We start from the raw sequence: 25,545 nt of genomic DNA on the forward strand, positions 1-25,545 counted from the left end.
ATAAGGAAAAATTGATAAAAAACTGAATTTTTTAGGGGGAGAATATCATGAATAGAAAAAATATTTCAGTAGTTATGGCAGCTGCAATGATAAGTACATCAGTAGCTCCAGTTTTTGCTGCAGAAACTACACAGGTAAAAAAACAAACAATAACTAAAAAAGAAGCTACAGAATTAGTTTCAAAAGTTAGAGATCTAATGTCTCAAAAATATACTGGAGGTTCTCAAGTTGGACAACCAATATATGAAATAAAGGTTGGTGAAACTTCATCACAATTAAAAATAATAACTAATATAGATGAGTTAGAAAAACTAGTAAATGCTTTAGGAGAAAATAAAGAACTTCTTGTAACTATAATAGACAAAGGGCATACAACAAATAGTGCAAAAGAAGTAGTTGCAGAAACGATTGAAAAGTATGAAAATTCAGCAGACCTTTCAGCTGAAGCTAATTTAATAACAGAAAAAGCTAAAACTGAAACTAATGGAATTTATAAAGTTGCAGATGTAAAAGCTTCATATGATAGTGCTAAAGATAAGTTAGTTATAACTCTAAGAGATAAAACAGAAACAGTAACTTCTAAAACTATAACAGTAGGTGTTGGTGATGAAAAGGTTGATTTAACAGTAAATCCAGTTGATTCAACTGGAACAAACTTAGACACTTCTGCAGAAGGTTTTAAAGTAAATAAAATAAATAAATTAGGTATAGCAGGAGCTAAAAATATTGATGATGTTCAATTAGCTGAAATAACTATAAAAAATAGTGATTTAAACACAGTTTCACCACAAGATTTATATGATGGATATAGATTAACTGTTCAAGGTAATATGGTAGTAAATGGTATATCAAAATCAGTTAGTGATATTTCATCAAAAGATTCAGAAACAGGAAAGTATAAATTTACTGTTAAATATACTGATGCATCTGGAAATGCGATAGAACTTACTGTAGAAAGTACTAATGAAAAAGAGTTAAAAGATGCTAAATCAGCATTAGAAGGAAATTCAAAAGTTAAATTAATAGCTGGAGACGATAGATATGCAACTGCAGTAGCTATAGCAAAACAAACAAAATATACTGATAATGTAGTTATAGTTAATTCAAATAAATTAGTTGATGGGTTAGCAGCTACACCACTAGCTCAATCTAAAAAAGCACCTATACTGTTGGCATCTGATAATGAAATACCAAAAGTAACTTTAGATTATATAAAAGATATAATTAAGAAAAGCCCATCTGCTAAAATATATATAGTAGGCGGAGAGTCAGCAGTATCAAACACAGCTAAAAAACAATTAGAATCAATAACTAAGAATGTTGAAAGACTAGCTGGAGATGATAGACATACAACTTCAGTAGCAGTAGCAAAAGCTATGGGTTCTTTTAAAGATGCATTTGTAGTAGGTGCAAAAGGGGAAGCTGATGCTATGAGTATAGCTGCTAAAGCTGCTGAACTTAAGGCTCCTATAATAGTAAATGGTTGGAATGATCTCTCAGCAGAAGCCATCAAGTTGATGGATGGAAAAGAGATTGGCATAGTTGGTGGTTCTAATAATGTATCTAGCCAAATTGAAAATCAACTTGTTGATATTGATAAAGATAGAAAAGTTCAAAGAGTTGAAGGAGAAACAAGACATGATACTAATGCTAAAGTCATAGAAACATATTATGATAAATTAGATAAACTATATATAGCAAAAGATGGATATGGAAATAATGGTATGCTAGTAGATGCATTGGCAGCAGGACCTCTAGCAGCAGGTAAAGGTCCAATACTTCTAGCTAAAACTGATATAACAGACTCACAAAAGAATGCCCTTGGTAAAAAATTAAATCTTGGTGCAGAAGTAACTCAAATAGGTAATGGAGTTGAATTGACAGTAATACAAAAGATAGCTAAGATACTAGGTTGGTAATAACTTATACTGTAGAGAAGATTCCTTAATAAACAGAGGAATCTTTTTCTATAGTTATGCTGTTTATTGTAAATTATAACATTTTATGAAATAGGAGGATATAGTAGTGGTAGATGCAACTTTATTTTTTACACCACATCAAGATGATGAAACTTTAAGTATGGGTAGTGCTATAATTGAACATGTTGAAAAAAGTGATACACATGTTATATTATGTACAGATGGTAGCAAATCAATAATAAGAAAAGTATTAGATGATGGAGGGTCTTGTTCTTATCATATTAAAGATGTGCATAAGTATTCTCTATCAGAAAGTGAATTTTCAAAAGATAGAGATGAAGAATTTAAGGATAGTTGTGAAGCAATGGGTGTAAAAGAAAGTAATATACATATAGAAGATAATAGAGCTCATGATGGTGAGCTAAATAAAGAAAAAGCGAGGGAAATAATTCTTAAGTACTTAAAAAAATATCCAGATGCAAAGGTAAAGACTGTTACTCCATTTAAGGCTAGTGGAATACATGAAGACCATAGAGCATTAGGAGAAGCTGCATTAGAGTTATATAAAGAAGGTAAAATAAAAGACTTAAGATTTTATGTAGAACCATATGATTATAATGATTTTAAAAAAGTTAATCCAAATGTAGAGGTATGGGAGGTATTATCTAGTCAAGAGGAGAAGTTATTAAGTGCAATGAATGCATATAAAAAATGGAATCCTGAAAGTGGGCATTATGCTATAGGGTATCATTCAGTAAAATCTCATTTTGATGAGTTAGCTACAAAAAAAATACAGTATGTACATGCTCCATAAAATATTACGAAAGAAATAGGAGGTAAGAATTAATGAAAATATCAAAAAAGATAGTGTTATTGTTAACTATAACATTGTTAACTGTTACATTATATGGAAATACATCTAATGCGTCTACAAAAGATACATTAACAGGTTCTGGAAGATGGGAAACAGCAATAAAAATAAGTCAAGCTGGATGGACAAAGTCTGAGAGTGCTGTGCTAGTAAATGACAATTCAATAGCAGATGCTTTATCGGCTACTCCATTTGCAAAGGCAAAAGATGCACCAATATTATTAACTCAAAGTAATAAATTAGATAGTAGAACAAAAGCAGAATTAAAAAGACTTGGTGTAAAGAATGTATATTTAATAGGTGGAGTTAATACCTTAGGAGTTAATATAGAAAACCAACTAAAATCAGAGAATATAAGTTTTGAGAGAGTATCAGGAAATAATCGATATCAAACTTCTCTAAAGTTAGCTGAGAAATTAAGTAAAGAAAAGGAAATTTCTAATATAGTTGTAGTTAATGGAGAAAAAGGTTTGGCAGATGCAGTAAGTGTAGGCTCTGTAGCTGCTCAAGAAAATATGCCAATTATACTTTCTGATACAGTGAATGGAATAAAAGATTCAGAAAAATTTATAAAAGAAAAAAATATTAACAAATCATATATAGTAGGAGGTATATATTCTGTTTCTAATTCTGTAGAACAAAGCCTACCTAACTCTAAAAGAATAGCCGGAAATAATAGAAATGAAACAAATGCAAAAGTTATAAAAGAATTTTATAAGAGTACAGATTTAAAAAATGTATATATAACTAAAGATGGGATGAGAAAGCAAAGTGACTTAATAGATTCTTTGGCAGTAGGGGTTTTGGCAGCTAAGAACAGTTCACCAGTTGTTTTAGTAGGAAATAAACTTGATTTTACTCAAACTGATGTATTAAATACTAAAATTATCAAAAATGTTGTTCAAGTTGGTGGATTAGGGAATGAAAATGCTGTACAAAGTATAGTTGATTCGCAAGAAGAAACTACATACACAGTAAAAAATACTGATGAATTAAATGTTGCCATCAAAAAATCAGATGCTAATGATATTATAAAGTTTAAGCCAGAAAAAGAAAAAAATATCACTGAATCTTTTAAAATAGAAACAGATAAATCTATAAGTGTAGAATTGGAAGGAACATATACTCAAACCATAAGTATAAATATGCCAAATGGTAGTATAACTAATCTTGGAGATGTAAATGGTACAATAAAAATAATAGATATAAGATCTAGTACATTAGTTAATAAGGGCGAAATAAATTATCTTGATATTTATGATAATAATGGATGTAGAGTTGAAAATGAAAGAGATGGGGATATATGGTTAGTAACTATATCTAATGAATCTAAAGATGTACATATAGAAAATGATGGAGATATAAGTAAAATATCTAATAGTTGTTCTAGTGTAACAATAAAAAATTCCGGAAATATTGATACTTTAAGTGGAAGTAAAGAGATAGCAATAAGTGGGTCAAAGCCGAAAGTTGATGATACAGATAAAGATGATGAAAAAGCTAGTGGTATAAATGTTAAAGTTGAGCCTTGCTCTATACCTAAGAGAGATTATGTAAAAGTTAAAATAGTTACTGAGCCTAAAAATTCAAATTATAAAATCTACTATAAAGTAGTATCTAAAAAACCTACATCTAGATATGTTGGAGATAAAATAAAAGTAAGTGAGTGGGATGATGCACCTTCTTCAGGTACATCATTTGAAGTTGAAGCAAGAAATGGATTTTATATAGAAGCTGTCGAGATAAATACTTCAACGAATAAAATTTCTAAATGGGGTAGATCAGATTCAACAGATGATGGTTTTAAATCAACAGAAGTGGCAAAAGGTTTAAGTGCAAATGTATTTGTAGATGATGATAAGGCTGAGCTAACAATAACAAGAGCAAATTCTGGATGTGAAATTTACTATAGAATTACATCTAGTAAACCAACAGCAATGAATGTTGGAAGTAGTATTACTTTATCTAGTTGGGAAAAAATTAATTCCAGCAGTTTAGAATTGGAATCTTCAGAAGTAAATGGAAAATATGTTGAGTTAGTAGAGATAGAAAATTCTACTGATTTAGTAACAAGATGGGGTACAACTGAAAAAATAGTTACACCAAGTTCTAATATATAAAGAAATAAAGTAGTCTGACATATTTGTAGACTACTTTTTATTTTCTAAAAATTATCATTTTACTAAATAAATAATTTAAAACTATAACAACTATATTAGTAAATACTTTGACTATAATGTCATTTACAAAAAGTAAATCAATCATTACATACATAATAACCATTTCAACAATACCAGAAATCAACCTAAAACTAACAAAAGACAAAAACTCCTTAAACAAGAACTTTATCTCAACTTTTTTACTCTCAAACACAAAAAATTTATTAGTAACATAAGCAAATAAAACAGCAAGTATCCACGCCAAGGCATTTGCAACCATAAAATTAAATGAAATAACTCTAGTAAAAAATAAATATGAAACTATATTTACAAGGGTAGTAAACGCTCCAAAAAATAAATATAATATTGTTTCCTTATGTTTTTTAAAAATCAAATATAACCCTCCTAAACTAATCAAATATAATTTCTTTAAAGACTACTAACACATTTTAGTATAACACATTCATTAACTAATCAATATATTGTAAAATATAATAAAAAATAAAATTATAATATTTTACACTTAATATACACCAATAATCTATATTTTATCAAAATAAAATATGACCTAAATTTAGAAATCTGATATAATAAAAATTAAATACATACAAGGGGGTAAATATGAGAAAGTACAAATCAAAAAAATTGTCAAGCCTACTGGCATTGCTGACAGTTTGCTTTTTAATAGTGTCAACAATACCTGTCTCAGCAGAAAATAATAAAACTCTAGATGGAGTAGAAACTGCAGAGTACTCTGAAAGCTATCTTCAATACCTAGAAGATGTCAAAAATGGAGATACAGCAAAATACAATGGAGTAATACCAGTTCCACATGAAATGGAAGGTACAATACTTCAAAATAAGGGAAGAAGCACTCTTCCATCAGCATATAAATCAAGTGCATCATACAATCCAATAAGTTTAGGATTGACTACACCAGCAAAAAATCAAGGAGACCTTAATACATGTTGGGCATTTTCTGGTATGTCAACTTTAGAATCATTTCTAAAGCTAAAAGGTTATGGAACTTATGACCTTTCAGAAGAACACTTTAGATGGTGGTCAACTGGTGGAACATATGGATGGAACTTAGACGATATGTCAGGTAGTTCAAATGTAACAGCTATAGGATATCTTACAGCATGGGCAGGTCCTAAATTAGAAAAAGATATACCATATAATCTTAAATCTGAATCACAAGGAGCAACAAGACCTTCAAATATGGATACTGCACCTACACAATTCAATGTGACAGATGTTATTCGTCTTGGAAAAGATAAAGAAACTGTAAAAAATGCTATAATGCAATATGGTTCAGTGACATCAGGATATGCACATTATTCAAATTATTTTAATGATGACGAGACAGCATATAACTGTACAAATAAGAGAGCTCCTTTAAATCATGCTGTATCAATAGTAGGTTGGGATGATAATTATTCAAAAGATAACTTTGCATCTGATGTAAAACCAGAATCAAATGGGGCATGGTTAGTAAAAAGTAGCTGGGGAGAATTCAATTCTATGAAAGGATTCTTCTGGATTTCTTATGAAGATAAAACTTTACTTACAGATACAGATAACTATGCAATGAAATCAGTATCAAAACCAGATAGTGACAAAAAAATGTACCAACTTGAATATGCTGGTCTTAGCAAAATAATGTCAAATAAAATAACAGCAGCAAATGTATTTGATTTCAGTAGAGACTCTGAAAAACTTGACTCAGTTATGTTTGAAACAGATTCTGTAGGAGCAAAATATGAAGTATATTATGCACCAGTAGTAAATGGAGTTCCTCAAAATAACTCAATGACAAAACTTGCAAATGGAACAGTATCATACTCTGGATACATAAACGTACATACGAACTCTTATAACCTTCCAAAAGGTAAAGGAGCTATAGTAGTAGTTATAGACAACACAGCAAATCCTAATAAAGAAAAATCTACTTTAGCATATGAAACTAACATAGATGGATATTATCTATATGAAGCTAAAGCAAATTTAGGTGAAAGTTACATACTTCAAAACAACAAATTTGAAGATATAAATACATACAGTGAGTTCTCTCCTTGTAACTTTGTTATAAAAGCTATAACAAAAACATCTTCTGGACAAGCTACTTCAGGAGAATCTTTAACTGGAGCAGATAGATATGAAACAGCAGTTAAAGTTAGTCAAAAAGGATGGACTTCTTCACAAAATGCAGTGTTAGTAAATGGAAATGCTATAGTGGATGCTTTAACAGCTACACCATTTACAGCAGCAATTGATTCTCCAATTCTTTTAACAGGAAAAGACAACTTAGATTCAAAAACTAAAGCTGAGTTACAAAGATTGGGAACTAAAAAAGTTTATCTAATAGGTGGAGAAAATTCTCTAAGCAAGAATATACAAACTCAACTTAGCAATATGGGTATATCAATAGAGAGAATTAGTGGTAGTGATAGATATAAGACTAGTATATCATTAGCTCAAAAGCTAAATAGTATAAAATCAGTTTCACAAGTTGCAGTGGCAAATGGTGTCAATGGACTTGCAGATGCAATAAGTGTTGGTGCAGCAGCTGCTGACAACAATATGCCAATAATACTTACTAATGAAAAGAGTGAGTTACAAGGTGCTGATGAGTTTTTAAATTCATCAAAAATAACTAAATCTTATATAATTGGTGGTACAGCTACTTTATCATCAAATTTAGAAAGTAAGCTTTCAAATCCAACAAGACTTGCAGGAAGCAATAGAAATGAAACTAATGCAAAGATAATAGATAAGTTCTATACTAATTCAGATTTAAAATATGCTTTTGTTGTTAAAGATGGTTCAAAAAGTCAAGGTGACTTAATAGATGGACTAGCAGTGGGAGCATTGGGTGCTAAAACAGATTCTCCAGTTGTTTTAGTTGGAAATAAATTAGATGAGAGTCAAAAGACTGTACTTAAATCTAAGAAGATTGAAACTCCAATTAGAGTTGGCGGAAATGGAAATGAAAGTGCTTTTAATGAATTAAATAGTCTTTTAGGAAAATAATAAACTTAAATATCTTCTAGTTTAAAAAATATTTAATACATGTTAAAAAAAATATTTAAAAATATGTAAAAGAAATAAGCCCTAACCATTAGTATGGTTAGGGCTTATTTCTTGAGAAATTTTTTATAGAGAAAAATGTAATAATTTTAAACTGTAAAATAGTGTAAAGATGCTCTATAATATAATATAGTAAGATTTTAAACGAAATAAGGGGGTAATAAAATGAAAGCACCAAAAACTATTTTAACAATATTGACAATAGCGCTTACTTTGAGTGGGATTTCTATAACTTCATCATATGCACTTACAGAAGAAAAATTAATAGGTGAAGGGAGATATGAAACTGCTGTAAAGATAAGCCAAAAAGCATATAGTTCTAGTAATAATGCTGTACTAGTCAATGATAGCTCTTTAGCTGATGCTCTTTCAGCTACACCATTTGCAAAAGTTAAGGGAGCTCCGATACTTTTAACAGAGAGTAATAAATTAGATGATAGAACTAAAACAGAGCTAAAGCGTTTGGGAGCAAAAGATATTTATTTAATTGGTGGGACTGCTGTGTTAAATAAGGATATAGAGAATCAATTAAAAAATGATGGACTAAATGTAGAAAGAATTAGTGGTAATGATAGATATGAAACTTCATTACTCTTAGCAAATAAATTAAAAGATATTAAAGATGTTAAAGAAATAGCTGTTGTAAATGGTGAAAAAGGGCTAAGTGATGCTGTAAGTGTTGGGGCACCATCTGCTCAAAATAATATGCCTGTAGTTTTATCTAGTCCAAAGAATGGAGTAGAGCCATTTGAAAAATTTATAAAAGATGAGAAAGTTATAAAAGCGTATGTAATTGGAGGGACAAATTCTGTTTCAAGAGCTGTAGAAAAAAGCCTTCCTAATGCAGAAAGATTGAGTGGAAAGGATAGAAATGAAACTAATGCCAAGGTTATAGAAAAGTTTTATTCTGATGTAGATTTAAACAATCTATATGTAACCAAAGATGGAAGTAAAAATGAAAATCAACTTATTGATTCATTGGCAGTTGGAGTATTGGCAGCAAAGAATGAATCGCCTGTTGTTTTGGTTGGTGATAAATTAAATACAAAGCAAAGAGATATACTTAGTACTAAAAAATTAAGTACTGTAACACAAGTTGGAGGAAATGGAAATGAAGAAGCTTTTAATGAGATTAAGACTTTACAAGATAAAACTATCTTTGAAGCTAAAACTGTTGAGGAATTAACTAATATGATAAATATTGCAAGTCCTAATGACATTATTAACTTTAATCCAAAAGAGGATACTGTAAATGAAGCTTTTAGAATGGTAACAAATAAACCAATAACTGTGAATATAAAAGGGGATTGCTCAAAGACTATCACTGTTGATATGCCTAATGGTGAGGTAAATAACTATGCTACTTTAGTAAATGTTATAGTTAGAAATATTGGAGAAGGTGGATTTAATAATCATGATACAATAACTATATTGTCAGTTCGTGACAAAAATGGTAGAGTTATAGAAAATACTAGAAATTCAGATATAGATACGTTGATGATATTAGCATCTGCTAATGATACAAAGCTGATTAATGATGGATATATAGGAAAGCTTATAGATAACTCATCTAATAGTGATATAACTAATCATGGTACTATAGACAAAAAAGTAAATCAGGTCGAGGATTTAGAGGCTAAGGTTGATTCTATTGAAAAAGCTATAGATTCTATAAGTCAGAAAGTCAATAAAATACAAGACATACTAGATAAACTTGGATTTCTAAAGAAATTTCTTAACTAAAAAGATGTATATTTAAGAGAACTATATTTTAGATTTATGTATGAAGAAATATAGTTAGATAGACTCATAGCTAAAGCTAAATATACAGTTAAATCTTGGGGGAGGTAATATGGAGAGTGGATTTGAAGGTAAATTAGATATAAAGATTATAAAAAATAGAGTTAAATCAATAGATATAATAAGAGGGCTATCAATAGCCCTCATGATAGTTTGTAATAATCCTGGGACTTGGATGAGAATGTACCCACAACTTAGACATGCTATATGGCATGGTGTAACACTTGCAGATTTTGCATTTCCTTTCTTTGTTATATCTTTAGGTGTTACAATTCCAATATCAATAAACAGCAAACTAAAGAATAATAAATCTACAATACGAATAATACTAAGTATATTTAAGAGAAGTATTTTACTAATGTTGTTTGGATTTTTCTTAAATTACCTAGGAAATTATGACTTAAGTACTGTGAGAATACTTGGAGTGCTTCAACGTATGGGGCTAGTGTATCTTGTAACTAGTTTAGTGTATTTACTACTAAAAAAGCTAAATGTAGGAAGCACTGCAACTATAATTACTTTCTTGTGTATATCTGCATTTATTATAGTGGGGTATTACATAGTTGCAAAACCTTATGGATTTGAATTAGAAGGTTCTCTTGCACAATTAGTGGATTTCCATTTTTTTAAAGGACATTTGTACAAGCCAGAGTTTGAACCAGACGGATTTTTAACAAGTATAGTAGCTATTTCCTCAGGAATGTTGGGCTGTACTATGGGATGTGTACTTCTAAAAGAAAATATAGGAGAGTATAAAAAATTCTTTAAAATATTAATTATGAGTATCATTTTACTTATATGTGCTTTTGCTTTTAATCAATATTTTCCATTTAATAAGAGATTATGGTCAAGCTCATTTGTACTTTTAATGGCTGGAAGTTATGGTATTTTATTGGCAATATTTTACTTTATATGTGACATCAAAAATAAAAGCAAAATATTTACTCCAATAATAGCACTTGGAAGTAGCCCTATTTTTACATATATGTGTCTTGAGATATTGAGTCATGTGTTTTGGAATTTACCAAAACTTACTGATAAAGTAGATTATCCTACTACCTTGGTGGAATGGACTACATATGAACTTATAACACCTTGGGCAGGTACAACATGGGATTCTCTTGTATTTTCTCTCTTGTATGTATTGTTTTGGGTTATAATAATGTCGTTTATGTATAAAAAGAAAATACTTATTAAAATTTAATGTAGTGTTTTGTTTAAAAAAATATTTCTTTGATTTGTTCAAATATGCAGAAATTCTCAGGAATAATCCGGTTTTTCCCTAGCAAAAATTAAAAAAACATGCCATAAAAGATTACAAAAAGATTACAATTTGTAATCTTTTGTGCTATAATGAAAAAAGATTTACATAATATTGAATTTATGTAATATAAAACAAGTTCAAGAAGAATTAAATAAGATTTAAAGATTTAAAAATCTAGGGGGGATACAATGAGAAAAAGAACAAAATTATTAGCAACAGGAATGTTGTCTATAGCAATGGTGGCACCAAACGTGGCTTTAGCAGCAGAAAATACTACTGCAAATACAGAATCTAATTCAGATATTAATATAAATTTACAAAGAAAAAGTGTAGTGTTAGGAAGTAAATCGAATGCAAGTGTAAAATTTAAGGAAAAATTAAACGCTGATTCAATAACATTAAATTTTATGTGTTATGATATGCCACTTGAAGCTACTTTAAATTACAATGAAAAGACAGATGCATATGAAGGTGTAATAAACTACAATAAAGACCCAGAATATTTAAATGTATGGGAACTTCAAAACATAAAAGTAAATGGTAAAGATGAACAGAAAATTTTAAACAAAGAAGACTTAGAATCTATGGGATTAAATCTTAAAGATTATGATGTTACACAAGAATTTATAATAAGTGATGCTAACTCGACAAAAGCAGTAAATGAATATATGAGAAAAACTTCTGCACCAGTAAAAAAACTTGCAGGAGCTACTAGATTTGAGACAGCTGTTGAGATAAGTAAACAAGGCTGGAAAGATGGAGCTAGTAAGGTTGTAATAGTTAATGGAGAACTAGCAGCAGATGGAATCACAGCTACTCCACTTGCTTCTACATATGATGCACCAATATTACTTGCAAACAAAGATGATATACCAGAAAGCACAAAGGCAGAATTAAAACGTCTAAATCCAAGTGATGTAATAATCATAGGTGATGATGGTTCAGTTTCACAGAAGGCAGTATCTCAAATTAAATCTGCTGTAGATGTAAATGTAACTCGTATCGGTGGAGTTGATAGACATGAAACATCTTTACTTATAGCAAAAGAAATAGATAAGTATCATGATGTTAATAAGATATATATAGCAAATGGATATGCTGGTGAGTATGATGCTCTTAATATTTCATCAAAAGCAGGTGAAGACCAACAACCTATAATATTAGCTAATAAAGATTCTGTACCAGAAAGTACATATAATTGGTTATCTTCACAAGGTTTAGAAGAAGCTTACTACATAGGTGGAGACCAAAGTTTATCATCAAAACTTATAGATAAAATATCTAAGATAGCAAAAAATGCAACTTCAAAAAACAGAGTGTCTGGAGCTGATAGACATGAAACTAATGCAAAAGTAATTAAGACTTTCTATCCAGATAAAGAATTGAGTGCAATGTTAGTTGCAAAATCTGACATAATAGTTGACTCAATAACAGCAGGACCTTTAGCAGCTAAGTTGAAATCTCCAATACTTATAACTCCAAAAACTTATGTTTCTGCATATCATAGTACAAACTTATCAGAAAAAACAGCAGGAACAGTATATCAAATTGGTGATGGAATGAAAGAGAGTGTTATAAGCTCTATAGCATCTAGTTTATCAAAACACAATGCACCAACAGAACCAGATGATTCGGGTTCAGCAGCAGGAAAAACTGTAGTAATAGACCCAGGTCATGGGGGTTCTGATTCAGGGGCAACAAGTGGACTAAATGGTGGAGCTCAAGAAAAGAAATATACTCTTAATACAGCTTTAGCAACTACTGAATACTTACGTTCAAAAGGTATAAATGTTGTTATGACTAGAGATACAGATAAAACGATGGCTTTAGGAGAAAGAACAACACTATCAAATACTATAAAGCCAGATTTATTTACAAGTATACATTACAATGCATCTAATGGAGCAGGTAATGGTGTGGAAATTTTTTACAAAGTAAAAGATAAGAATGGTGGAACAACTAAGACTGCTGCATCAAATATCTTAAAAAGAATACTAGAAAAATTTAACATGAAAAATAGAGGAATCAAAACAAGAACACTTGCAAATGGAAATGATTACCTATATGTTTTAAGAAACAATAATTATCCAGCAATACTTGTTGAATGTGCATTTATAGACAACAAAAGTGACATGGATAAGTTAAATACAACAGAAAAAGTAAAAACAATGGGAACTCAAATTGGAATAGGAATAGAAGATACAGTAAAATAAAATAAAAAATATTAAAGCAAAATATATCATCTCCTGTTATAATATAAAATATAGCAAGAGATGATATATTTTTGCAAAGAATCAAATTATTTACAATGACGTTTATTGTATTGATAAACTGCTCATTATTGAGTATAATATAGAAATAAGTCAAAAATAAGATAGAAATACGTTGAAATTGAGAATTTAAAAATTTTTTATTCCAATATGGAGGTAACTATGTCTGGATATACTAATGATGAATGTGAAATACCTAAAGTTACAAGCTATCCAGGGGCAGATAAAGAAATTGCAAGTGAGATTGACTATAGCATAGTAAAAGGGACAGTTTTATTTGACTTGTACCAAAGAGTTATGGATTTAGTTTTATCGATATTAGGGCTTGTAGTAGGTTTACCTTTAATAGCAATATTTGGAATTCTTATTAAAATAGAGGACAAAGGACCAATAACTTATAAGCAAGAAAGACTAGGAAAATGCGGGAGAAGATTCTATATATATAAATTGAGATCTATGAGAACAGACGCAGAAAAATTTGGCGCACAATGGGCTGAAAAAGATGATCCTAGAATAACTAAGGTTGGAAAGTTTATTAGGAAAACTAGAATTGATGAGATTCCACAGCTGTTTAATATATTAAAGGGGGACATGGGCTTGATAGGCCCTAGACCAGAGAGACCAAACTTTACTGTTCAATTTAATGAGGAAATACCTGGATTTATCAACAGGCTTGCTATAAAACCTGGACTTACAGGTTGGGCACAAGTAAATGGTGGATACGAAATCACTCCTGAAGAAAAACTTAAAGAAGATATTTACTATATAAAAAATAGGAGTATATTACTTGACTTTAAGATACTCTTTAAAACTGTTAAAGTAGTATTGACAGGAGACGGAGCTAGATAATTTTAAAATATTAGATTACTAATCAATGAAAAAGCTCTTTAAAAAGAGCTTTTTTATTGTCAAAAAATACAAAAAAGAAAAGGAATGAGAACTTATGATTAAAAAATTTTCTACTATATTATCGTTAGTTTTGCTAATCTCTATTTCTAGTACGATAGGAGTATTTGCAGATGCAAATCCTAAAAAAGAGTTGATAGAAGGTAGTATACCAGAGATTTCAACAGAATTAAATAAAAGAGCATTTAAGAATTCTAAAGAAGTAATTCTTGTAAATGAAGAGTCAATTGTAGATAGTATAAGTGCAACACCTTTAGCATATGCAAAAAATGCTCCAATAGTTGTAACTAAGAGTAAAAATCTTGGTAGAGTAACAAGAAATTATCTAAAAGAACTAGGTCCAGAGAAGGTTACGATAATAGGTGGTTTAAAGGCAGTATCTAAAGATGCTGAACGTAATATAGAAAAAATGGGAATGAAAGTAGAAAGAATAAGAGGAAAAGACAGATATGATACATCTTTAAAGATAGCTAGAGAAATGTATAGAACAGTAGGATTCGATAAAGCATTTTTACTTAGCTCAACTACAGGATTAGAAAATGCCATATCTGTGTATTCTTATGCAGCTAAAAGTGGAATGCCAATAATATGGGCCCAAGATGAAGGTTTTGAAGAACAAATTGATTTCTTAAAAGGTAAAAACCTTGAAAAAATATATGCCTTAGGTGATTCAAAAGAGTTTATTGCAGATATTGATTCTAGCTTAAAGAATATAGAAGGTATAAAGCAAATAAATAAGTCAGCGACAAATATCGATTTAATAAAGAAGTTTTATGATGTAAAAGATATAAATAAAATCTATACTGCTAGATTAGACTTTGGAAGTAGAGCTGATGTAAATGAATATATTTCTTTGGGAGTAGTATCGGCTAAAGAAAATATGCCAATACTGATTTGTAGTGATAATTTAAGTCGTGCACAAGATAAATTCTTGAAAGATAACAACATAAGTGATGTAATTGAAGTTGGGTATACAGTAGGTAATTATAGTTTACTTAAGAGTATATTTAATCTAACATTCTTATCTTGTATAATATTAATACTATTATTACTATTGATTACATTTAGGGCACTTAGATATGAGTCAATATAGTATTTAATTTACAAGGAAGCTTTTCATAGGTTAAATTTACTTAATCAGAATAATGTTTATAAGCAGTTTTAAAAGTTCTACTTTTAGAGTTTAAATTAGATAAGGAGAAATAAAATGTCAAAAACAGCTAAAGCAGCATTGTGGATTATGGCAGCCACTATGTTTTCAAAAGTATTAGGTTTCCTTAGAGAACTTGTACTTGCAAATTTCTATGGAACAGGTATGTATGCAGATGTATTTGTATTAACACTAAATATACCTGGTTTAATCATAGCAGTCATAGGTTCTGCAATTGCTACAACTTATATACCTATGTACTTTGAGACGAAGAAAAGACTCGGAGATGAAGGTGCCTTAAAATTTACTAATAATGTTTTAAATATATGCTATATAATGGCTATAATAATAGCTATTTTTGGGCTTTTATTTACAGAGCAATTTGTTACAGTATTTGCAGCAGGATTTAGAAGTGACCCTGCTAAGTTTCAAGCAGCAATATTATTTACTAAAATAATGATTTCAGGAGTTTTGTTCTTGAGTGGAAGTAAAATATTTAGTTCATTTTTACAGGTGAATGACAGTTTTGTAATTCCTGGACTTATAGGAATTCCATATAATATCATAATAATAGCAGCAATAGCACTAAGTGCAGGAAAGAATATATGGATACTACCAGCAGGAGCACTGGTTGCTATGGCAAGTCAGCTATTGTTTCAACTTCCATTTGCATTTAAAAAGTCCTACAAGTATAAACCATATATAAATTTAAAGGATGAGTCCATAAAAGAACTAGTGAATCTAGTCCTGCCTATGTTAATAGGTGTAGCTGTTGGACAGTTAAATATATTTGTTGACAGGTTATTGGCAACTACTTTAGGGGATGGGAAGTTGTCCGCTCTTAACTATGCAAATAGACTGAATGAGTTTGTTATGGCATTATTTGTTACATCTATAATAACCGTTATATATCCTAAGCTGGCAAAAATGTCAGGTAAAGATAATAAAGAAGGATTTATAAGTACTATTGTAAAATCATCAAATTGTATTATATTGGTGGTGCTTCCGATATCTATAGGAGCTATTATATTGGCAGAACCTCTTGTTAGAATATTATTCCAAAGAGGTAAGTTTGACGCCTTATCAACAGACCTTACATCTATAGCTCTTAGATTATATTCGCTAGGATTATTGGCTTGTGGGGTAAGAGATGTCTTATATAGAGCCTTCTATTCTCTTTCAGATACAAAAACACCAATGATAAATGGAAGTATAGCCTTAATAATAAATATAGTTCTTAATTTAATATTGATAAGACCACTTGGTCATGCAGGTATTGCTATATCAACTAGTACATCTAATATAATTACAGTTATATTATTGTTTATATCTCTTAAAAAGAAAAATGGATATTTTGGAGGAGATAAAATCATAAAGACTGGCCTTAAAAGTTTGGTAGCATCAGGTGTGATGGCAGTAGTCACTTTATTGATATATAACAATCTATATGCATTTATAGGTGCAGGAACAATTAAAGAAATTATATCAGTTGGAGCTGGAGTATTAGGTGGGGCTTCTGTATATACGGTATTGATAGTTTTATTTAAGGTAGAAGAGATGGATTTAGCTTTTGAGTTTTTGAGAAAAGGAAAACAAAAACTACTTAAAAGATAGACATTTATCTTAAAAAATTAAAATAGAGTCAGAAAGGATGAAAATATGGATTATAAAAACAATTATGAGATGTGGTTAAATTCTCCTTATTTTGATGAACAAACCAAAGAAGAGCTATTAAATATAAAGGATGATGAAAAAGAAATACAAGATAGATTCTATAAAAATTTAGAATTTGGGACAGGTGGTCTAAGGGGTATAATAGGAGCGGGAACTAATAGAATAAATATTTATACTGTTAGACGTGCAACACTTGGAATTTTAAATTATATTATGAAGACACAAGGTGAAGAAGGAAAGCAAAAAGGAATTATTATAGCACATGATAGTAGATACATGTCAAGAGAGTTTTGTATAGAAGTAGCTAAAACTTTAAGTGCATATGGTGTAAAGGCTTATATTTTTGAAGAATTAAAACCTACACCAGAACTTTCTTTTGCTGTTAGATATTTAAAGTGTGCTATGGGAATAGTAATAACAGCAAGCCATAATCCTAAAGAGTACAATGGATATAAGGTATATGACTCAGATGGTGGTCAAATCTGTATAGATATGGCAAATGATATAATTGCAGAAGTTAATAAGATTGATGATTACAGTATTATTAAAAGTGCAGATTTTGAAGAAGCTTTATCTAAAAATTTAATAACTATATTAGATAATGAAGTAGATGATGAGTTTATAAAGGCTGTTAAGAAGCAAGTTTTAAGACAAAATACAATAGGTGAATATGGAAAAAAATTAAAAATAATATATACACCTATTCATGGAACTGGAAATAAACCAGTAAGAAGAGTCTTAAATGAATGTGGCTTTGAAAATGTAATGGTGGTTAAGGAGCAAGAATTGCCAGATTCTAATTTTTCAACAGTCAAGTATCCTAATCCTGAAGAAAAGTCAGTATTTAATATAGCTATTGAAATGGCAAAGAGTAATGGTACGGATTTGATAATAGGAACAGACCCTGATTGTGACAGAGTAGGTGTTGTTGTAAAAGATTCTAGTGGTGAGTATGTAGTATTAAATGGAAATCAAGTTGGCTCACTTTTAGTTAGATATATATTAGAGAGTTTAGTTGAAGAAAATAAACTTCCTAAAAACAATCCTACAATAATAAAAACTATAGTTACATCAGAACTAGGTGCAAAAATAGCAAAGGCTTATAATGTAGATTGTTTAAATACTTTAACAGGATTCAAATTTATTGGAGAAAAAATAAAAGCGTTTGAAGAAAGTAATGATAGAAGCTTTATAATGGGATATGAGGAAAGCTATGGTTACTTAATTGGAACTCATGCTAGAGATAAAGATGGTGTTGTATCTTCACTTATGATATGTGAAATGGCAGCATATTATTTTTCAAAAGGTATGAATTTGTATGAAGCTTTGATAGATACATATAATAAATTTGGATACTACAAAGAGGACTTAAAGTCAGTTACTTTAAAAGGCATAGATGGAATAAAAAAAATAAAAGAGATGATGCTTTACTTTAGAAGTGTTAAAATAGATAATGTGGCTGATGTAAAAGTAGATAAGATTTTAGATTATAAAGATGGGGTCGATGATTTACCTAAATCAGATGTACTTAAATTTTTACTTGAAGATGGTTCTTGGATAGCTATAAGACCTTCAGGTACAGAACCTAAAATTAAATTTTACTTTGGAGCAAATTCAGACAACCAAGAAGATGTAGAATCTAAGTTGAATAATTTAATATCTTATATATTAAATGTGGTGGATTCTATATAAAGAGCTAAGGGGAGATAAATAATGAAAGCATACAATGTCATAATGGCTGGTGGAGGAGGGACTCGTTTCTGGCCACTTAGTAGACAAGAAGTACCTAAACAGCTTATAAATTTAAGTGGAGAAGATGCTTTAATAAATGAAACTATAAATAGAATAGATTCTCTAGCAAAAAAAGAGGATTTATTTATAGTAACTAATGAGAAGCAATTGGAAGCTTTAAAGGATACAGTAAAAGATAAATGTTTAGATAGCAATATCTTGCCAGAACCATGTGCCAGAAATACGGCAGCAGCTATAGGTTTTGCAGCATTTAACATAATGAAAAAATATGGTGATGGTGTTATGTGTGTATATCCAGCTGACCATTATATAAAAGATGAAAAAGAATTTAAATCTATTTTAGAAAAAGCTATCTATATAGCAGAAAATAATGATAAACTAGTAACTATTGGGATAACTCCTACATTTCCATCAACAGGATATGGATACATAAATTTCAATAGAGAAAACACAATAGAAAATGTTGCATATGAGGTAGTGGAGTTCGTAGAAAAGCCAAACTATGAAATTGCTAAAGAATATGTAAACTCTAAAAAATATGTATGGAATAGTGGAATGTTCGTATGGAAAGTATCTAAGATATTGGAAGATTTTAAGAGATACTTACCAAAAGTATATGAAAAATTAGAGGAAATCAGTAATTACTTAGGAACAGAAGAAGAAATAGGAAAAATAAAAGAAATATATCCAACAATACAATCAATTTCCATAGATTATGGTATTATGGAAAGAAGTAATGATGTTATAGTAGTTCCTGGTGATTTTGGGTGGAATGACGTTGGTTCTTGGGACTCTCTAGGTGCAATATATCCAACTGATGATGAAGGTAACATCAAAAGAGGTGAAAATATTACTATAGATACTAAAAACTCAATTATATATTCAGATGACAAATTAATATCGACAATAGGTATTAGTGATTTAATAGTAGTATCTACAAATGATGCAGTTATGGTTTGTAGAAAAGATAAAGCTCAAGATGTCAAAAAGATAGTAGAGCAATTAAAAGAAGAAGATAGACAAGAATATATGTAGGAGGTGTTCATTTGATTCCTAAAAAAATACATTATGTATGGTTTGGTGGACCAAAAGGAAATATAGAAAATATATGTATAAATTCCTGGAAAGAGAAACTTCCAGAATATGAGATAGTAGAGTGGAATGAAAAAAACTTTGATATAGAGAAAGAAATAAAAGGAAATAAGTTTTTGGAAGAATGTTATAAAAGAAAGCTTTGGGCATTCATATCAGATTATACAAGAATAAGAGTACTCTATGAACAAGGTGGAGTTTATATGGATACAGATATGCAAATATTAAAGGATATAACTCCTCTTTTAGAAAATAATAGGCTTATATGTGGATATGAAGATGATGGAGAATACATGAATGCAGCCATAGTAGGTGTAGAAAAAGGACATCCTTTTTTTAAAGACTTATTAGAGTACTATGAAAAAGAAGTCCTGACTTCTTCATTGTTTACAATACCAAAGGTTATGACTTATCTTATGGAAAAAAATTATAAAAAGATTGACCAAAATAACTATGAAGAAGGTATCCGTGTCTATGATAAAGAATATTTTTATCCTTTTGGATTTAAAGAAGACTTTACACCAGAATGTATTACAGAAAATACTTATGGAATACATTGGTGGGGAAAAAGTTGGGCTAAGAAAAGAAATTATTTCTTAGAAAGCAAGCACTTAACAGGTGTAAATAAGATATGGAAGTGTTGTAAAATATTTGCAAGTAATACTTTACGAAGCTAAAAGGGAGAAAGTGAAATGAAGACTTTAAACGATGATAGAAATATTATGATTAAAAAATATCTTTATATATTTGTTTTGTTTATCATATTACTTAGAAAGTATATGATATCATTTATTGACCCAGATATGAGTATAGGGATGATTAAATCAGCGTTATTTTATTCTTCAATAGGAATACTAATGCTACTTTTTTTATTTGATAAGAGAAAAAGTATAACAGAAATGGTGCTAGTTGGAGCCTGTGTATTACTTTATATATTAAATAGAGAAGGGGCTATATTATTAATTGTTTTGCTAGCTGTATCAGCTAAACAAATAGATGATAAATATATAGTTAAAAGTTATTTAATAATATCTGCATGTTTTTTAATAGGAGCTATATTATTATTTAATTTATTTCCTTCATTAGTATTTAATCAGGAAGTCCACTATAGATATATAGGAAAATTAGATACGCTTGTTACAAGAATGGATTTTGGACTTGGTAATCCAAATGGGGTATTTTATCATATGGTTACTATATATGCAGCATATATATTCTTAAGATATAAAAACTATAATAAATGGGATAGAATAATTTTATTTGGATCTGCATTTTTTGTTTATCAAACTACATATAGTAGAACTGGTTTTTTTACTATATTAGCAGGATTAATATTTGTAGAAATAATAAGATTGATAGACCTAAAAAAAGTAAAAGGACTACCAATGCTTATAAAGACATCGCCGATAATACTTACTTTATCTAGTGTACTTATTGGTATAATGTTTTCTAAAAGTAGTGTACTAAATAGATTATTAGCAAGTAGACCTAAGTTTTGGAATGTATACTTATCTCAAGAGGGAAATTTTATGAAACCTTTTGGAAATTCATATAGCGCTGCTATAAAAGCAACTAATCCATTAGATAGTTCTTATATATATATAATTAGTGTACTAGGAGTAGTTGCTTGCATATTATTTATGTATTTGATGTATAAAGGTATAGAAAGCTTTATAGAAAAAGATAAAAAAGAGTATTTAGTAGCTTTATTTCTATTTTTAATATACTCTTTTGCAGAAAATTTATTATTAGAAGCTTCATTTAGTTTTGCAATAGTATTACTAATAAAAGAAGTAATATTAAACGATAAAAGAGAGGTAGATTTGTGGAAAGTGAAAAGTAGGAGGTAGTAATGTTAATATCATTAATAATGCCAACATTAAATAGATATGATGATATATATTTACTTATGGACAGCCTAGAAAATCAAACTTACAAAAACTTTGAACTTATAGTAGTAGATCAAAACGATAATAGCAAAGTTAGGGAGATAGTTGATAAATACGTTGATAAGTTAGATATAAAGTATATAAAAAGCGATAAGATGGGATTAAGTTATAATAGAAATGTAGGAATAGACAATGCTAAAGGGCAAATTATAGGTTTTCCTGATGATGACTGTGTCTACGAAAATGATACATTAGAAAAAGTTATAAACTTCTTTAATAAAAATAAAGATTATAAAATATACAGTTGTAAAACTATGGATGCAAATAAAATTGATGCATTTAAGAAAATGTATGATGGAACTTGTGATATCACAAGTTCCAACGTTTTAAATACTATAACATCCATAACTTTTTTTGTTGATTATGGAGAGAAAGAATATACAAGATTTGATGAAAAATTAGGTGTTGGTGGAGATTTTGGTGCTGGTGAAGAGATAGATTATGTTTTAAACTTATTGAGTTTAGGATTTAAAGGAAAATATTTTGGGAATGATATAATTTACCATCCTGCAAAAAAACATTCTAAATCTAAAGAAAAGTATCAAAAAGATTATAACTATGGAAGAGGTTTTGGAGCCATTTGCAAAAAAGAAATAGTCTATAGAAAGAATTATAAGTTTGTAAAGGTTATGGCATCAAAACTTGTAAGAAATATAGGCGGTCTTATATTGAGTTCCAACAGAGATTATCATAGTGCCACTATAAAAGGAAGAATTAATGGATTTAGACAGTATAAGTTATAATGAGGATGGTGTTTATGGACAAGGTTAAATTTTTAATAAATATGCTTTTGGCTTTTTTTATGTATCCATTTAGTAAGCATAAGTTTAATGGTAGAAATATCTGGCTTATAGGTGGACATTCAGGAGATATATACAATGATAATTCCAAGTTCTTTTATGAGTATATGTTGAAAGAGCATAATGATGTAGAAACTTATTGGGTAGTAAATAAAGACAGTAAAGTATTTGATAAAATTCCAGGCAAAAAATTAATAAGAGGAAGTGTAGAAAACTATCTATATTATTACAATTCAAAAGCTATAGTATTTTCACATGCGCCATCAGCAGATATAGCACCTTATAACTTTGCTGTACCTGTTCTTAATTATTTTCATAAAAAGACGATAAAAGTGTTCTTAAATCATGGAACTATAAGTTTTAAAAAGAGAAAACCAATGAATAAAAAGTTCAAAAATATTATAGATAACCTATATAAAAGCTATAATATAGTTACAGCAAGTTCTGAGTTTGAAAGAAATGTCATGGTAAATGATTGGGGAATGTTAGATGACTCAGTTTATATAATTGGAAATGCAAGATATGACAATTTACCAACAAATGAAGTTGCACAAACACGAGATATATTATATACTCCTACATGGAGAGACTGGATAAAATTTAGTTCAGGAAAATTTACAGATACAGATTATTTTAAAAATATAATGAATTTCTTGAATGATGATAAATTAAATAAAATATTAGATGAGAAAGATATAAATGTAAAAATTTATATGCATCATCTTATGCATGAGTTTATAGATGACATAAAAGAAAACATAACTGGTAAACGAATTGTATTTTTAGATAAAGGGGTAACTCTAGCAAATGAAATAAGAAAATCAGCTGTAAACATAACTGATTATTCAAGTGTTGCCATAGACTTTCTATATATGAACAGACCTATTTTATTTTATCAATTTGATTTAGATGAATATATGGAAAAAGTTGATTCGTATATAGATTTAAAAAGCGAAATGTTTGGGTCTTTGGCTTATAATAATGATGAAGCTGTGAATAAACTTATTGATATTATTGAAAATAATTTTGAGGTTATGGATAACCAAAAAAATGAAAGAAATAAGTTTTTCAGATATAATGACAATAAGAACTGCAAGAGGATATATGATTGTGTATTAAGTAAAATTAAATAAATATTTTATAAATGATGAGGAAGGTAATATGAAGAAGAATTTAGTATCTATAATTACTCCCATGTATAATTCTGAAAAATTTATTGAAGCAACCATAAAATCAGTATTAAACCAAACTTATCAAGAATGGGAAATGTTAATTATTGATGATTGCTCAACAGATAATAGTCCTAATATAGTCAAATCTTATATGCAACAGGATAGTAGAATAAAATGCATAAAGACTGAGACTAATAAGGGTGTCTCTAATGCTAGAAATCTAGCATTAAGTAATGCGACAGGACAATTTATAGCTTTTTTAGATAGTGATGACCAGTGGAATAGTAGTAAGTTAGAAAAACAAGTAAACTTTATGTTAGAAAATGACTATGTAATCTCATTTACTTCATATGAACTGATGGACGAAAATGATAAAAAGTTAAATAAAGTAATAAAAGTGCCACCTAATGTGGATTACAGAAGGTTATTAAAGGGAAATATTTTGGGATGTCTTACTGTTGTAATTGATAAGTCTAAACTGGATTTTGAAATTAAGATGAGTGGTGTAAGACATGAAGATTATGTCTTGTGGTTATCTATATTGAAAAGAGGACATATCGCTCATGGAATAAATGAAGTTTTAGCATTATATAGAAAATCTAGTAACTCCCTTAGTGGTAATAAGATAAAGGCTGCTATGTGGACTTGGAATATATATAGAAATATAGAAAAAATACCTCTATACAAAGCTATATACTACTTTATTAATTATGGAATAAATGGAATTAAAAAAAGTTAGATAGAGAGGAAGATTTAATTAATGTATAAATATAAATTTACTGTATTTACTCCAACATACAATAGAGCTCATTTACTCGAAAATTTGTACAATGATTTAAAAGCTCAAACATATGATTTCAACGACTTTGAATGGTTGATTGTCGATGATGGAAGTAGCGACGGTACTAAAGAATTAGTTGAAAAATTTATATCAGAAGATAAATTAAATATAAGATATATATACAAAGAAAATGGAGGAAAACATACTGCAATAAATTTAGGTGTGAAAAATGCAGATGGAGAACTATTTTTCATTGTAGATAGTGATGATGGTTTAATTAAAGATTCTCTTGAAATTGCTAATGATGAATGGAATTCTGTAGAAAATAAAGAAGGATTTAGTGGGGTTGTTGGACTTTGTGTATACCCAAGCGGAGATTTAATAGGCACAGAAATGCCTGAGGATAAAAAAATATGTCACTTTGCAGACCTATATTTTAAATATGGTGTTAAGGGAGATAAAAGCATTGTATTTGTAACTGATGAGCTTATAAAATTTCCTTTTCCAGAAAGAAAAGAAGTGAGATTTTTACCAGAAAGTGTAGTATGGAATGAAATGTCTAAATACTATAAAGTTAAATGTGTAAACAAACCTATGATAATAAGAGATTATTTGGATGATGGTTTGACTAAGAATATATTAAATAAAAATGCATTAAAAGGTAGAGCATTAGAGTTTTTATATTTAATAAATCAAAATACATATCCTTTAGGTAGATATCCATATATGTGGATAAAGAATTACATAAATTTAGCTAGATACTCATTGTTATCTGACAGTCATTATTTTGGCGAAATCAAAAAAATATCTGATAAATTATTGTATTTAGTGTTGTTCCCATTAGGATATTACAAATATATTGGACAAAGAAAGTTAGTATCTAAGTAAACTTGTTG

The 25,545-nt window shown here is 29.2% G+C and carries 19 protein-coding genes; 18 read left to right on the top strand and 1 reads right to left on the bottom strand.

The annotated features are described in order from the left end of the window. The first annotated feature begins 47 nt into the window (after positions 1-47). The 3 genes from KGF41_RS05580 (at position 48) to KGF41_RS05590 (ending at position 4,910) form a co-directional block, all read left to right on the top strand. Positions 48-1,919 carry a cell wall-binding protein Cwp2 gene (locus tag KGF41_RS05580; RefSeq protein ID WP_227856442.1) on the top strand — a complete coding sequence of 624 codons (1,872 nt, stop codon included), beginning with the start codon at positions 48-50 and terminating at the stop codon, positions 1,917-1,919. Between the two features lie 106 nt (positions 1,920-2,025). Then, positions 2,026-2,733, top strand: a complete 708-nt coding sequence (locus KGF41_RS05585; RefSeq protein WP_227856443.1) for a PIG-L family deacetylase — start codon at positions 2,026-2,028, stop codon at positions 2,731-2,733. 32 nt (positions 2,734-2,765) lie between these two features. Then, positions 2,766-4,910, top strand: coding sequence for a cell wall-binding repeat-containing protein (locus KGF41_RS05590; RefSeq protein ID WP_285892562.1), 2,145 nt, complete (start codon positions 2,766-2,768; stop codon positions 4,908-4,910). A gap of 37 nt (positions 4,911-4,947) precedes the next feature. Here the strand turns inward: KGF41_RS05590 and KGF41_RS05595 are convergent, their stop codons facing one another. Then, positions 4,948-5,343, bottom strand: coding sequence for a GtrA family protein (locus KGF41_RS05595; RefSeq protein ID WP_227856444.1), 396 nt, complete (start codon positions 5,341-5,343; stop codon positions 4,948-4,950). Between the two features lie 227 nt (positions 5,344-5,570). Between KGF41_RS05595 and KGF41_RS05600 the strand changes: the two genes are divergently transcribed. From KGF41_RS05600 to KGF41_RS05670, 15 genes are all read left to right on the top strand, one after another. Then, a complete protein-coding gene (locus KGF41_RS05600; RefSeq protein ID WP_227856445.1) occupies positions 5,571-7,982 on the top strand; it encodes a cell wall-binding cysteine protease Cwp84 in 2,412 nt (803 codons plus the stop codon). A gap of 222 nt (positions 7,983-8,204) precedes the next feature. Further along, on the top strand, positions 8,205-9,782 hold the full coding sequence (locus tag KGF41_RS05605; RefSeq protein ID WP_227856446.1) for a cell wall-binding repeat-containing protein: 1,578 nt from the start codon (positions 8,205-8,207) through the stop codon (positions 9,780-9,782). 109 nt (positions 9,783-9,891) lie between these two features. Next, positions 9,892-11,043 (top strand): DUF5009 domain-containing protein, encoded by a 1,152-nt coding sequence (locus tag KGF41_RS05610; protein WP_227856447.1) that lies wholly within the window; start codon positions 9,892-9,894, stop codon positions 11,041-11,043. 248 nt (positions 11,044-11,291) lie between these two features. After that, a complete protein-coding gene (locus KGF41_RS05615; RefSeq protein WP_227856448.1) occupies positions 11,292-13,316 on the top strand; it encodes an N-acetylmuramoyl-L-alanine amidase in 2,025 nt (674 codons plus the stop codon). A gap of 219 nt (positions 13,317-13,535) precedes the next feature. Next, the gene (locus KGF41_RS05620) at positions 13,536-14,222 is read left to right on the top strand and encodes a sugar transferase (RefSeq protein ID WP_227827554.1); all 687 of its coding nucleotides are present in this window, start codon (positions 13,536-13,538) and stop codon (positions 14,220-14,222) included. 94 nt (positions 14,223-14,316) lie between these two features. Next, on the top strand, positions 14,317-15,372 hold the full coding sequence (locus tag KGF41_RS05625) for a cell wall-binding protein Cwp7 (protein WP_227827553.1): 1,056 nt from the start codon (positions 14,317-14,319) through the stop codon (positions 15,370-15,372). A gap of 114 nt (positions 15,373-15,486) precedes the next feature. Continuing rightward, entirely contained in the window at positions 15,487-17,043 is a 1,557-nt protein-coding gene (gene murJ, locus KGF41_RS05630) for a murein biosynthesis integral membrane protein MurJ (RefSeq protein ID WP_227850205.1), read from the top strand. Between the two features lie 45 nt (positions 17,044-17,088). After that, positions 17,089-18,795, top strand: coding sequence for a phospho-sugar mutase (locus KGF41_RS05635; protein ID WP_227842588.1), 1,707 nt, complete (start codon positions 17,089-17,091; stop codon positions 18,793-18,795). Between the two features lie 21 nt (positions 18,796-18,816). Further along, positions 18,817-19,890, top strand: a complete 1,074-nt coding sequence (locus KGF41_RS05640) for a mannose-1-phosphate guanylyltransferase (RefSeq protein ID WP_227827550.1) — start codon at positions 18,817-18,819, stop codon at positions 19,888-19,890. A gap of 11 nt (positions 19,891-19,901) precedes the next feature. Next, positions 19,902-20,624, top strand: coding sequence for a glycosyltransferase (locus tag KGF41_RS05645; RefSeq protein ID WP_227827549.1), 723 nt, complete (start codon positions 19,902-19,904; stop codon positions 20,622-20,624). A 15-nt stretch (positions 20,625-20,639) separates the two neighbouring features. Continuing rightward, the gene (locus KGF41_RS05650; protein ID WP_227854621.1) at positions 20,640-21,797 is read left to right on the top strand and encodes a polysaccharide polymerase; all 1,158 of its coding nucleotides are present in this window, start codon (positions 20,640-20,642) and stop codon (positions 21,795-21,797) included. 2 nt (positions 21,798-21,799) lie between these two features. Beyond that, the gene (locus tag KGF41_RS05655; RefSeq protein ID WP_227856449.1) at positions 21,800-22,639 is read left to right on the top strand and encodes a glycosyltransferase family 2 protein; all 840 of its coding nucleotides are present in this window, start codon (positions 21,800-21,802) and stop codon (positions 22,637-22,639) included. 14 nt (positions 22,640-22,653) lie between these two features. Then, positions 22,654-23,829, top strand: coding sequence for a CDP-glycerol glycerophosphotransferase family protein (locus KGF41_RS05660; protein ID WP_227827546.1), 1,176 nt, complete (start codon positions 22,654-22,656; stop codon positions 23,827-23,829). 28 nt (positions 23,830-23,857) lie between these two features. After that, the gene (locus KGF41_RS05665) at positions 23,858-24,607 is read left to right on the top strand and encodes a glycosyltransferase family 2 protein (protein ID WP_227827545.1); all 750 of its coding nucleotides are present in this window, start codon (positions 23,858-23,860) and stop codon (positions 24,605-24,607) included. Positions 24,608-24,628: 21 nt separating this feature from the next. Continuing rightward, a complete protein-coding gene (locus tag KGF41_RS05670; RefSeq protein ID WP_227827544.1) occupies positions 24,629-25,537 on the top strand; it encodes a glycosyltransferase family A protein in 909 nt (302 codons plus the stop codon). The last annotated feature ends 8 nt before the right edge of the window (positions 25,538-25,545 follow it).

Origin of the sequence: Clostridioides sp. ZZV14-6150 (genome assembly GCF_020657875.1) — a bacterium.
Classification (GTDB): domain Bacteria; phylum Bacillota; class Clostridia; order Peptostreptococcales; family Peptostreptococcaceae; genus Clostridioides.